Genomic DNA, 12,888 nt, shown 5'->3' with positions numbered 1-12,888 from the left:
CATGCACTACCCATCTGCCGCCGGGTGCAGTCCGGTTAATTTCCATTGAACCCGCCATCATAAATGGTCCAGGCGCCGACGAGGATGAAGCCGATGCCGGCGACGACTTTCAGCGTGGCCGGGTGGATTAGTTTCGGCAGTTGCGAGCCGACGATGACGCCGATCAGGCACGCCAGCACCAGCGCCAGCGACGCGGTGAGGAACACGCCGACGCGGTCCAGCTTGTCGTCGGTGGCGAACAGCAGCGTCGCCAGCTGGGTCTTGTCGCCCAATTCGGCCAAAAAAACAGTGGTGAACACGATCCATAATCCTTTCATGCGCGTACCCTCTCCTCTCTCGATGATGTGATGGCAATGGGGTCCCCTGCGGCGTCTCGGGCATTATCCGGAAAAATCCTGTAGAATTGTATGATTTCAAAGCCTTTGGGCGTGGATTTCATCCTAATTCCAAGCTATAATTTTCTATCGAAAACCCCGAATAACGCGTAAGTTAATGAAATATTTAATAGTTCTCGCCAATGGGCTGAGCGATCACCCCATTGCCGAACGTGACAATAAAACGCCGCTGACCCTGGCGGACATGCCGAATCTCGACCGCATCGCCGCCGAAGGCCGCACGGGCTCCGTGCGCACGGTGCCGGAGGGCCTGCCTGCCGGTGGCGAGGTGACGGCACTGTCGCTCCTCGGTTACGATCCGCAGAAACACGGCGCCGGGGCGGGCCATTACGTGGCGCAGGCTTTGGGCGTGGAGGTGAAGGCCAACGAGGTGCCGTTGTGCTGTGACTTCATCATCCTGCAGACCAGCCACAACGACATGATCGTGAAGGATTTCACCGCCGGGCAACTGGCCGATGCCGACGCGCGCACGTTGATCGAGGCGTTGCAGCAGCAGGTGATGGCGGACACAGCAGTGACGTTCCATGCCGGGCGCGGGTACCACAACCTGATGGTGATGGAGAGCGATCCGTTGCCGAACCGGCTCATGCCGCCGAACGGGTTGATCGGCGAGGGCATCCGCCAGCATATCCCGCAGGACGCGCCTTACCGCGATCTGGTTAACATCATGAACCAGGCGCAGATCATCCTGCACAACCATCCGTTCAACAGAAAGCGCATGGCGGATGGCACGGATGCTGTCAACAGTGTGTGGTTTTGGGGCAATACCAACGGCCGCGGCAAAGAAACCATGCCTGCGTTTTTCAGCCGGTTTGAAAAGAAGGGGGCGGTGATCACCGCCTCTCTCCTTCTGCAGGGTGTGGCGCGGCAGGTGGGAATGACGGTGGTCGAGGTTGAGGGCGCAACGGGTTTCGCCGATACCAACTATAAAGGAAAAGTCGAAGCGGCCATCACTGCGCTTGAATCGCACGATGTGGTGTACCTTCACATGACCGGGGCGGAGATCGTGTCCCTGCAGGGCAACATCGACGACAAGATCGCCGCCATGGAGGACATGGATCAGCAGGTGCTGGGACCGGTCCTCGATTACCTGGAGACGCACAAGGACGTCACCCTGCTGGTCACGGAAAACCACATGAGCAGTGTGGACCGCATGCGTTACGACGAAGCGCCGGTTCCCTTTGCCGTGTATTCCTCCGGCAAGGGCGGGGATTCCATTCAACGGTTTGACGAAGACCTCGTGCAGAACGGCTCCGAGCATTTCAAAGATGGCCCGGCGTTGATCGAGGCCCTGTTGAAAGGAGCCCTGTGAGCCGTCCATTGATCGTACAGAAATACGGCGGCACCTCGGTGGGGTCGCTGGACCGGATACGCGGTGTGGCGCGCCGGGTGAAAGCCGCATGGGAAGCGGGGCAGAACATCCTCGTCGTGGTTTCGGCCATGGCCGGGGAGACCGACAAGCTGCTCGGCATGGCGCATGAATTATCGGAACGCCCGGAGAGGCGGGAGATCGATCTCCTGCTGTCGTCCGGCGAGCGGGTGTCGAGCGCATTGCTTTCGATCGCGCTCCACAACATCGGTTGCCCGGCGGTGGCGCTCACGGGCCGGCAGATGGGCCTGCTCACCGACAACTCGCACACCCGGGCGCGGATCAAGCAGATTTCGGCGGACCGCGCGCAGGAGGTGCTGGCGCGCAATCACGTGGTGGTGTGCGCCGGGTTCCAGGGCATCAACGAACTGGGCGACGTCACCACCCTCGGAAGGGGCGGATCGGATACCTCGGCGGTGGCGCTGGCGGTGGCGGTGAAGGCCGACCGGTGCGAGATTTATACCGACGTCAAAGGCGTTTATACGGCCGACCCGCGGGTCGTGCCCAACGCGCGCAAACTGCATGTGGTATCCTTTGATGAAATGCTGGAGATGGCCAGCCTCGGCGCGAAGGTCCTGCAACTGCGCTGTGTCGAGTTCGCCAAGAATTTCAACATTCCCCTGGTCGTGAGGTCCACCTTCGACGAGGAGGATGAAGGCACGTATATCTGCAAGGAGAGTCCGGATATGGAAGATCCCGTCGTCTCGGGTGTCATGTATGACAAGGATCAATCGAAGATCACGGTGAAAGGGGTTCCGGACCAGCCGGGCGTCGCGGCGAAACTGTTCAGCGCGCTGGCGGCGGAGTCGCTTTCCGTGGACATGATCATCCAGAACGTCAGCGCCGAAGGGCACACGGACATTTCGTTCACCCTGCCCACCGCGCATCTCAAGGAAGCCGAGCCCATTGTCCAGCAGGTGGCCGACGCCATTCACGCCAAAAGTGTGGAATCGGATTCGCTTATTTCGAAAATCTCCGTCGTCGGTGCGGGCATGCGCAGCCATTTCGGCGTGGCGGCACGCATCTTCCAGGCATTGTCCGACGAGGGCATCAACGTCATCATGATCAGCACGTCGGAGATTCGTGTCTCCTGCGTCATTGAAAGAAAATACACGGAACTGGCGGTGCGTGCCCTGCACGACGCCTTTGATCTGGAACACGAACCCGAACGCGTCACCGAGCCGGAACCTGCTTCCTCCGTCGAACCCGGTGAACCGGAATAACCGGCCATGCCCGTAATCAAAATCTACGACACCACATTGCGCGACGGCTCCCAGGCGGAAGACATCACCTTCACCGTCGAAGACAAAATCCGCATCGCCCACAAGCTCGACGAAAACGGTTTCAATTACATTGAAGGCGGGTGGCCGGGGTCCAATCCCAAAGACGTGGATTTCTTCGAAAAGGTGAAGCACCTCAAGTTCGAGCAGGCCCAAATCGTCGCTTTCGGCAGCACGCGGTCGCCACGCAAGCGGGCGGATCAGGACCCGAACCTGAACCAGTTGCTGAAAGCGGGTACGGAAGTGATCACCATCTTCGGCAAAAGCTGGGACATGCACGTCCAGCAGGCGTTGGAAACCGACCTCGATGAAAACCTGCGCATGGTTGCGGAAAGCATCCAGTACCTCAAAAAGAATACCGAGGAAGTGATGTTCGACGCGGAACATTTTTTCGACGGCTACAAGCACAACCCCGAATATGCGCTCAAGGTGTTGAAAGCGGCGGAGAACGCCGGAGCCGACTGGATCGTGCTTTGCGACACCAACGGGGGTTCCATGCCATGGGAAGTGCACTCGATTTTTGAAACCGTGGCGGGAGAGTTGAAGGTCAAGCTCGGCATCCACACGCACAACGACTCGGAGCTGGGGGTTGCCAACGCACTGGCCGCGGTGAAGGCGGGCGCACGTCAGGTGCAGGGCACAGTCAATGGTATCGGCGAGCGGTGTGGCAACTGCAACCTCATCTCCGTGGTTCCCAATCTGAAATTGAAGATGGGGATGGATTGTCTCGATGCCAAACAGATGAAGAAGCTGAAGGAACTGTCGGCGTTTGTGGATGAACTGGCCAACCGCTCTCACTGGAACCATCAGCCCTACGTGGGCAAGAGCGCCTTCGCTCACAAGGGGGGCGTGCACGTCTCCGCGATCCGCAAAAACAGGGAAACGTACGAGCACATCGAACCCGAACTGGTGGGAAACCAGACACGGATTCTGGTTTCAGATCTTTCCGGCAAGAGCAATATCGTTTACAAGGCGCAGGAGTTCGGACTGGATATCGATTCCGCGGATCCGAAGGTGCAGGAACTTCTTGAAGAACTCAAGCGGGCCGAGCGGCTTGGCTTTCAATATGAAGGCGCGGAAGGATCGTTCGAGCTCATCATGCGCGAGGCGTTGGGCCAGCGCGAGGAACATTTTGAGTTCGTCGGTTTCCGTGTGATCGTCGAAAAACGCAAAGAGGACGAGGCGCCCATCGCCGAAGCGACGGTCAAGGTGATGGTCAACGGGGTGCAGGAAGTCACCGCGGCGGAAGGCGACGGTCCGGTGAACGCGCTGGACAAGGCGTTGCGAAAAGCGCTCACGCGTTTCTACCCGGAACTGGAGGAGATGAGCCTGTACGACTACAAGGTGCGCATCCTCGATGAAAGCAAGGGGACGAGCGCGAAAATCCGGGTGCTTCTGGAGTCCGGAGACCAGAATGCGAAGTGGGGCACCGTCGGTGTGTCCGAAGACATCATTGAAGCCAGCTGGCAGGCCCTGATCGATGCCATCATCTACAAGCTGGGCGTGGCCCCCCGCCACGCCAAGGAGAAAGCCGAGTCCAAACCCCAGCCCAAGCTGGAGCGCCGGGGCTCCCGGTTTCACCTGAAAATTTGACCGGCGTCACAGCGCCGTGCGTAAAACGTGTCCACGTTGTTGGTGTAAAACGTGCGGACGCTTTGGGTGGTTTCCTCGTAGTTTGCCATCAACTCTTCCGCCGCTCCCCCGTTTTCCCCTTTGTATCCAAGAATGCGCGCCAGCGTTTGCAGGACCGCCGGATCTTTCGGGAGGTGGTTGCTGAACTGCGGGTTGATGAGCCGGAGGCTGCACTCAACGTTGCGCAGGAATTCATAATGTTTCTGCAAGGCCTCCGCCTGTTCGTATTGCAGGATGCCGTAGGCTGAAAGGGTGTTGATGACTTCCAGCGTGTTGGTGGCGCGCAGTTTGGGGTTGCGCCGTCCGTGCATGAGTTGGAGAATCTGGACGGTGAACTCGATGTCCGCCAGTCCGCCGTGACCGAGCTTCACGTTTTTGCCTTTTTTGCTTTCCTCAGCCAGTTCTTTTTCCATGCGTTCCCGCAGACGCGCAATTTCGATCAACGACCCGTACTCCAGTTTGGACCGGTAGGTGAACTTGTGCGTGATGTCGAGAAACCGGTCCCCCAGTTCCCTGTCCCCCGCAATGAAACGTGCGCGCGTCATCGCCTGTTGTTCCCATATCCGGCCTCGCGATTCGAAGTAGTCCTTATAGCCTTTGAGCGACAGCACCAGCGCTCCGCGGCTTCCTTCCGGACGCAGGTCGGTATCGATCTTGTAGGCCGGGCCCACGGCGGAACTCTCCGACGACAATTGAATAATCCCCTGCGCGAGTTGAGAATAAAGCGTCATGGCGGTGAGGTCGCTTTCCGGATCTTCTTCTTTATTTTCGTAGACAAAAACAATGTCGAGGTCGGAGCCGAAATTCAATTCGCGTCCACCCAGTTTGCCCAAACCAATGATGGCGAATCCTTCGCGCGGGACCGAAGAGGGCCCTTCCTGAATGCGGTTCCATGCCAACTCCAGGACCGATCGCAGGTACAGGTCCGCCAGGTTGGACAGGTCCAGCAGGGTGCCGGGCAAGTCCGCTTCATGAATGAGGTAACGGATGCCGATACGCAACTCCTCCGCCTGCTTGAACCAGCGCAGGGAAAGGTTGCGCTGTTCCGGCGTTTCACAGGTGGACAGGAAATCGTCCAGCCCGCGTTTCATTTTTTCCGGGGTTTTGAACCGGTACAGCGATTCCACGTTGGAAAGAACGTCAATGAAATTGGGTTGCTTGATCAGGAACGTGGAAAGCGTTTCACTGGAGCCGAAAAGGATCAGCAGGAGTTCCAGGAACTTTTCGTTGTCATGGAACAGGTCCAGGTACGTTTCGCGAGCCTTGCTGGCCTCGACAAACTTCAACAGGTTTTCCACGGCGAAGTTGGCGTTGGGTACCTTGCGGCACAAATTCAAAATTTGGGGAAGTACCTTGTAGAAGATTTGAATGCCCCGTTCCGTTGCGGGTTTGGAGGAAGGCCCGTCGCGCAGGGAACACAGAAACTGAAATGCCCGCTTGGAATCGTTGAATGGATACGAAGAGAGATACTCTTCGGAAAAGCGGCTCTCGATGTCCTGCCTGGCATCCCATTTCTGCGATGTGTCGTGTGCGGCCTTCTGATCCTTGTCCTCCGCAAACAACTGGTCGAACATGGCGCCGACAAAACTGGTATGGCGTTCGAATTCCTTTTGCAGGTTGTCCGCAAGGCTTGAAATGTTTTCGGCCTGGTACCCCATCTTGCGTGCCAGCACCGCCTGGCTTCGTGTTTCCCTGGGGATGCTGTAGGTTTGCAGGCCAAAGGTCAACTGCACCCGGTTCTCGAGATTGCGGAGAAAAATATAGGCGTCGAAAAGTTTGTTGTATTCGTCGGTGCTGACAAATTCCCGTTCCTTGAGTTTGGACAGCGTGGAGAGGGTGCTCGTGTCGCGCAGACTGGAGTCGCGTCCTCCAAACAGCAGTTGGTAAGACTGGATGATGAATTCGATTTCCCGGATACCTCCGAAGCCGAGTTTGATGTTGCCCTTTTCCTGCTTTTTCTGCTTGAGGTTGGCGTCGACCTTGCGCTTCAGCGCTTTGACTTCCTCGATGGCGTTGAAGTCCAGAGTTTTCCGGTAAACGAAGGGGCGGATCATGGAAAAGAACTGTTGCCCGAGTTTTTCACTGCCTGCGGAAACCCGCGCCTTGATGAGCGCCTGCCGTTCCCAGGTGCGCCCCACCGATTCGTAATACGTTTCACAGAAAGACAGAGAGTGTGCGATCTCTCCATTCTGTCCTTCCGGCCTCAGGTTGAGGTCCACCCGGAACACGTTTCCGTCGCTTGTGATTTCGTTGATGAGACGGGTGATGCGTTGTCCCAGCTTGGTATGGAATTCATAACAGGTGATTGTTCCGGAAGTGGGGCTGACCAGGCTGTGCGCCTTTGTTTCGCCTTCAGCGCTGGTGTAAATGTAGATGAGGTCGATGTCTGAGCTGTAGTTCAATTCGCGTCCACCCAGCTTGCCCATGGCAAGAATGGTGAACTCCGATTCCTTTTCCCTGCCGTCGTGGTCGCGGAACATGGGCGAACCGTGTTTGTTTACCAGTTCCCTTTGGGCATATTCATAGGCGACCTGCAGGCAGACGTCGGCCAGGTTCGACAGGTCTTCCAAAGTCTCCAGCGTGTCGGCTCGACCCATGAGGTCCCGCAAGCCAATGCGTATGTATTCCCGCTTTTTGAATTTGCGGAGCAGGGAGGTCGTGGTGACGCCGGACGCAGCCCGGTCCATCATCGTGTAATAATCCCGGTACAACTGGTCTTTGGTGCGGGAAGTATTCAGCGTTTCCGGGTCCACCAGCCAGTCGAAAAATTCCGGATGGCGCAGCAACGAATCCGTGAGGACCTGACTTCCGGAAAAAAGGATCATGAGCGCATTGAGAAAATCCGGCGTGCGCGTGAGGAACGAATACAAGTGCTCCTTGTCAGGCAACTTCGAGGAAAGCCTCTCGAAGTTGTTGAGTGCGAGATCCGGATCGTAGCATTGTTCCAGGCATTCGAGCAGGCTTGGGAAAAATGCGGGATAAAGCTCGTGAAAATTGGCCTGCTCCTTGAGCATCATCAAATTATGCCAGGCTTTTTTGGGGTCGTCGAAACCGACCCCCGAAAGCGGTTGGGTCCACGAGTCCGACCAGGTTTCGCCTTCCAGTACAAGCGAGCTCAAATGGGTGACAACATTCATGACGGCATTTGGGAAAGAAAGAATATGTTCATTACTCTACCATATATAAAAACCCCTCCGGAATTATCCGGAGGGGTTTTGCAATGGCAACCTGCAATGGTAGAAGCTTTGCCTCTTTTCCGACCGGATTACGCGTCGTAGTAAAGGTAGAACTCGTACGGGTGCGGGCGCAGGCGGATGGGAGCGACCTCGTTTTCCCGCTTGTAGGAGATCCACCGGTCGATGATGTCCTGCGTGAAGACGTCGCCTTTGAGCAGGAATTCATGATCTTCCTCCAGACATTCCAACGCTTCTTCGAGAGACGTCGGCAGGCTGGGGATGTTCGCCAGGTCTTCCGGGCCGAGGGCGTAGATGTCCTTGTCCAGCGGTTCGCCCGGATCGATTTTGTTTTCGATGCCGTCGAGGCCGGCCATCAGCATCGCCGAGAACGCCAGATAGCCGTTGGCGGTCGGGTCCGGGAAGCGGCACTCCATGCGCTTGGCCTTCGGGCTCGGCGAATACATCGGGATGCGGATGGATGCGCTGCGGTTCCGGCTGGAATACGCCAGGTTGACCGGTGCTTCGAAGCCCGGTACCAGCCGTTTGTAGGAATTGTTGGTCGGTGCAACGAATGCGGCCAAGGCGCGTGCATGCTTCAGCACGCCGCCGATGTAGTGCATGCCCATCTCGCTCATGCCCGCGTAGCTGTTGCCCGCGAACAGAGGTTTGCCGTCCTTCCAGATGCTCTGGTGCACGTGCATGCCGGAGCCATTGTCTCCATAAATCGGTTTCGGCATGAACGTCGCGGTTTTGTTGTGGCGGCGGGCGACGTTCTTCACGATGTATTTGAACCACATCAGGTTGTCCGCGCATTTCACCATATCGGCGAAGCGCATGTCGATTTCACACTGGCCGCCGGAGGCCACTTCGTGGTGGTGACACTCCATGGCGATGCCGACCTTCTCCATGATGAGGAGCATCTCGGTGCGGATGTCCTGCAGGCTGTCGCTCGGCCCGACGGGGAAATATCCTTCCTTGTGGCGCGGTTTGTAACCCAGGTTGGGACCTTCATCGCGGCCGGTGTTCCAGTTGCCCTCGCGCGAGTCCACGTAATAGGCGGAGCGGTTGATGTCCACTTCGTACCGCACGTCGTCGAAGATGAAAAACTCCGGCTCCGGTCCGAAGAACGCTGTGTCGCCGATGCCCGTCGATTTCAGGTACGCTTCCGCTTTCTGCGCGATGTTGCGCGGGTCGCGCGTGTATTTTTCCTTGGTGATGGGATCGACGATGTTGCAGATCATGCTGATGGTCGGGACCTGCATGAAGGGATCCATCACCGCCGAAGAGCTGTCCGGCATGACCAGCATGTCACTGGCGTTGATGGCCTGCCAGCCGCGGATGCTGGATCCGTCGAAACCCAGCCCCTCTTCAAACAAATGCTCTTCCAATTCGCTCATGGGAACACTGAAGTGCTGCCACGTGCCAAGAAGGTCCATGAACTTCAGGTCCACCATCTCGGCGTTTTTGTTTTTTGCAAAATCAATTACCTCTTTGGGGGTCATTATGCTCTCCTCAAGCTTGGGTATGGATAAAACAATTCAGAACAGGTGCACGCTCGTGGAAACCCGGCGACATCGCGGGGAGGACCGGCAATGGGTCAGATAGCTTCTTCGCCTCGTTCCCCTGTGCGAATTCGAATGGTGTCTACCAGGTCGGTGACGAAAATTTTACCGTCGCCGATCCGGCCCGTCTGGGCGCTTTTCATGATAGCGTCGACAACGTCGTCCAACTGGTTGTCGGGAATGATGATTTCCAGTTTGATCTTGGGAAGGAAATCCACGACGTATTCCGCGCCGCGATAGAGCTCAGTATGCCCCTTCTGCCGGCCGAACCCTTTCACCTCGCTGACGGTAATGCCTTTGATGCCGATCTCGTTGAGCTTTTCCTTGACCTCGTCGAGTTTGAACGGCTTGATCACTGCCTCCACTTTTTTCATAAACATATCCTCGCGTCGAAAGGAACGCTCCGCGGTTTTTCGCCCGAAGGCCAAAACCAGAGGATCGTTCGGATCTGTTGGGGTCAAGCTGGTTTGGATGGGTCGATGGATTCGAACCTTAAACCAAAATCACCAACCGAGCTAGCAAATTTTGGTAAACCGCCGTCCTCCCGGACCATAGATGGTTCCCTTAACATCCAATTTTCGTGCCAACTTCCCAATTTTGGGTGTAAAACTTAAAGTCTGTTACTCGTTACAGAACAAAGAGTTGTGGTGCCAAAGCCGGAAGCATCCGGTGGCGGGTCCTGTGATTCGCCACAAGGTTGCCTTTTAATGCGTCAAACTCAAAAATGGTGATGGAAATTCGGGCAATCAGCGGAAGCTCACTTCCTGCGCCAGCCGCTTCAGTTCGGCTTCCAGTTCACCCCGGTGGGTTTCCAGGAGGGCGTTGTCCGCTTTCCGGGGGAGGTCCCGGAACGGGCTGTAGGCGATGCGGCACCGGCTGAAGGGCAGGGGCAACATGAACCGGTCCCAGCTTTTGAACTGGATTTTCCAGCGGGCATCCCATGAACAGGCGGAATAGGGTGTACCGGTCAGACGACTCAGATATAGGGTGCCCATCTGCGCAACGTGCCGGGGGCCGCGCGATCCGTCGGCCATGATGCCGACGGTCAAATTTTTTTTGAGGGCCCGGATCAGGGTGCGGGTGCTGGCGGTGGGTTGCTTGTACGACGAGCCGCGCACCACGTGATAGCCCATCCATTTGCACATGCGCGCCGCCAGGTCGCCGTCGGTACTGGGGCTGATGAGGATGGTCAGTTCCTTCCAACCGCGGAAATGATAAAAGAACATACCCAGGTGCTGGTGCCAGCAGGTCAAAACGTGCGGGCGGCCCTGCCGGAATACTTCCCGCTCGATCTCCGGATTCATAATTTCGATGCGCAGGGTTTTGAACCACAGGTGCACTAGGAAGAAAATGAGGGGAGGCAGGATTTGGTTAAAGAGAAACTTTTTCATCGGCTGTGCTGGAGGGCAGGTTCAACGAGTCGAGAATGTTCTTCGCGATGCGGTCCACCACGCCCGGTTCGCCCAGCGAGCGGCGCACGTCTTTGAGGCGCTGACGGAACTCGGCGGCGCGTTTGGGATCGTTCAACACTTTGAGCGCTTCGTCGGCGATGGCTTCCGGGGTCACCTGTTCGTTCAAAAGTTCAGTGGCCACCTGTTCTTCGGCAACGATATTGACCAGCCCGAACAGGCGGATGTCAGTGAAAAAGCGCGCGATGAAATACGTCAGGGGATGCACTTTGTAAATGATGACCATGGGGCATTCGAGCAGTCCCGCCTCCAGGGTCGCGGAACCCGATGCCATGATGAGGAAATCGCTCCCCGCCATGACTTCGTAATTGCGCCCGGTGACCAGACGGATATCGAGCGGATTGTTGCCGAGGCGTTCCCGCAGGAGGTCGGTGTCGATGGAGTCCGCCACCGGCAGAAGAAACTGCACGTCACCGAGCTTGTCTTTCAGAATGCGCGCCGCGCCGAGGATGTCGTCGAGCAGGTAATTGATCTCGCTCATCCGGCTTCCGGGCATGAGGCCGACGGTGGTTTTGCTGGGATCGAGTCCGAATTCGCGGAACGCGTCTTCCTTCGACAGATGCGGTTTGGCGATGTCCACGAACGGATGCCCGAGGTATTCCACATCCACATCCACTTCGCGGTAGATGTCCTTTTCGAAGGGGAGAATGACGTACATCTTCTTGCCGGTCTGCGCGATGGTGTGGATGCGTCCCTTGCGCGAGGCCCAGACCTGTGGGCTTATGTAATAGTAAACGGGGCAATGGTATTTTTTGCACACGCGGGCAAGGCGCAGGTTGAAGAACGGGTAGTTGATGAGGATGGCGCCGGCGTACTGTCCTTTGGCGATTTCACGTGAAAGTTTGCGGAAGACGGAGATGTGATGCCACAGGTTGCTGAAAAACTCAAAAAGACCCATGCCGCCCATGCGCTGGATGTCGAACAGGGTGCGCACACCGGCGTTCTGCATGTGGTGGCCGCCGACACCTTCAAATTCTATTTTGGGATGGCGTTCCTGCATGGCGCGCACCAGGTTTCCGCCGTGTAGGTCGCCCGAGGCTTCCCCGGCCACGATCAGGATGCGTTGGCTCGATCCGTTCATGCCGCATCCAGAGTGGGTGTGGAATGGGAAGGCGGCACGGGGGGCTGTACCGAGACGATGGCGAGTCCTGCTGCGTCCGCCATGTCGACCACCTTTTCGCGTTCAATCACCATGACGCGGCCGGCTTCGATGGCCAGCGCGGCGGCGTTGCCTGCGATCAGGGTTTCGACGGTTTTGGGTCCGATGCCGGGGCTGTCGAACCGGTAGTCCTGGTCGGTGCGGCTGACCTTGATGGCGGTGCATTCTCCCTGGGACAATTCACACCCGCGGGCCAGTGTGCGGTCGGTGCCTTCCACCGCCTCGACAGCGATGACGGTACCGTCTTTCATCACAAGGGTCTGGCCGATTTCCTGGTCGGCCATGTACTTGGCGATGGCGAATCCCGCTTCAATGTCAGCCAGGGATTTCTTCGACGGTTTGGCGCGAGTCAGGACTCCGGCGGGAGGGTAAAGTTCCATCATGAAATCCATTTGATCGAGAACCGTGTAACCGCGTTTTTCAACTTCTTCAATGATGCGGGTCAGGATGTCCTTGTCCTGACTTGTGGTGAGCGACATCATGAACTTCAGGGAAAACATGTCAAACATCTGCGGGCGGAAAATCATTTCCTTTTCCACCTTGCCCAGGATGAGCACCTCGCGGACATGGGTGGCTTCCAGGGTGCTGAATATCTTTCCAGCCTTGACGGGGCTGATGCAGAAATTCTGTTCGACGTAGGGTTGAAGGGTTTCACCGATGGCTTCGGTGAACGACACGGAGATCAGTGGAATGCCGCGTTCCTTTGCCTTGCGGGCGAAGTACACCGGGATGTCTCCGGCTCCGGCGATCAAGCCGATGGGATGTTCCCTGTCGTGGTTCATGAGGGTTGGTTTCCTTCACCGGACCGCGACTCTTGAAAGGTTGATTTCGCGGGGGAAGCGTTGC

Annotated in this window: 10 protein-coding genes; 3 read left to right on the top strand and 7 right to left on the bottom strand. The window is 57.2% G+C overall.

Features of this window, described 5'->3' with window-relative positions:
* Positions 1-35: 35 nt before the first annotated feature.
* Positions 36-317: a TMEM165/GDT1 family protein gene (locus TX82_RS01670; protein WP_005006130.1), complete on the bottom strand. Its 282-nt coding sequence runs from the start codon at positions 315-317 to the stop codon at positions 36-38.
* A 175-nt stretch (positions 318-492) separates the two neighbouring features.
* On the opposite strand from TX82_RS01670, the gene apgM reads away from it, so the two are divergent.
* From apgM to cimA, 3 genes are read left to right on the top strand one after another with little or no spacing between them, the layout of a single operon-like run.
* Positions 493-1,707, top strand: a complete 1,215-nt coding sequence (apgM, locus tag TX82_RS01665; RefSeq protein WP_005006129.1) for a 2,3-bisphosphoglycerate-independent phosphoglycerate mutase — start codon at positions 493-495, stop codon at positions 1,705-1,707.
* Positions 1,704-2,987 carry an aspartate kinase gene (locus TX82_RS01660; protein ID WP_005006128.1) on the top strand — a complete coding sequence of 428 codons (1,284 nt, stop codon included), beginning with the start codon at positions 1,704-1,706 and terminating at the stop codon, positions 2,985-2,987. Before apgM ends, TX82_RS01660 begins: the two co-directional genes overlap by 4 nt.
* 6 nt (positions 2,988-2,993) lie before the next feature.
* Entirely contained in the window at positions 2,994-4,637 is a 1,644-nt protein-coding gene (gene cimA, locus TX82_RS01655) for a citramalate synthase (RefSeq protein WP_005006126.1), read from the top strand.
* Here the strand turns inward: cimA and glnE are convergent.
* From glnE to TX82_RS01625, 6 genes are all read right to left on the bottom strand, one after another.
* A complete protein-coding gene (glnE, locus tag TX82_RS01650; RefSeq protein WP_005006123.1) occupies positions 4,622-7,813 on the bottom strand; it encodes a bifunctional [glutamate--ammonia ligase]-adenylyl-L-tyrosine phosphorylase/[glutamate--ammonia-ligase] adenylyltransferase in 3,192 nt (1,063 codons plus the stop codon). The genes cimA and glnE overlap by 16 nt on opposite strands.
* A 128-nt stretch (positions 7,814-7,941) precedes the next feature.
* Entirely contained in the window at positions 7,942-9,354 is a 1,413-nt protein-coding gene (glnA, locus tag TX82_RS01645; RefSeq protein ID WP_005006122.1) for a type I glutamate--ammonia ligase, read from the bottom strand.
* 95 nt (positions 9,355-9,449) lie between these two features.
* The gene (locus TX82_RS01640) at positions 9,450-9,788 is read right to left on the bottom strand and encodes a P-II family nitrogen regulator (protein WP_005006120.1); all 339 of its coding nucleotides are present in this window, start codon (positions 9,786-9,788) and stop codon (positions 9,450-9,452) included.
* A 372-nt stretch (positions 9,789-10,160) separates the two neighbouring features.
* Positions 10,161-10,805, bottom strand: a complete 645-nt coding sequence (locus TX82_RS01635) for a lysophospholipid acyltransferase family protein (protein WP_005006118.1) — start codon at positions 10,803-10,805, stop codon at positions 10,161-10,163.
* Positions 10,786-11,964, bottom strand: a complete 1,179-nt coding sequence (lpxB, locus tag TX82_RS01630) for a lipid-A-disaccharide synthase (RefSeq protein ID WP_005006116.1) — start codon at positions 11,962-11,964, stop codon at positions 10,786-10,788. The genes TX82_RS01635 and lpxB overlap by 20 nt, the downstream gene beginning before the upstream one ends.
* A complete protein-coding gene (locus TX82_RS01625) occupies positions 11,961-12,824 on the bottom strand; it encodes an LpxI family protein (protein ID WP_005006114.1) in 864 nt (287 codons plus the stop codon). The genes lpxB and TX82_RS01625 overlap by 4 nt, the downstream gene beginning before the upstream one ends.
* Between the last annotated feature and the right edge of the window lie 64 nt (positions 12,825-12,888).

The sequence above is a fragment of the Nitrospina gracilis 3/211 genome, assembly GCF_000341545.2.
Classification (GTDB): domain Bacteria; phylum Nitrospinota; class Nitrospinia; order Nitrospinales; family Nitrospinaceae; genus Nitrospina; species Nitrospina gracilis.
Note: the sequence above shows the minus strand (reverse complement) of the source record. Positions and strands in the feature narration are given on the sequence as shown.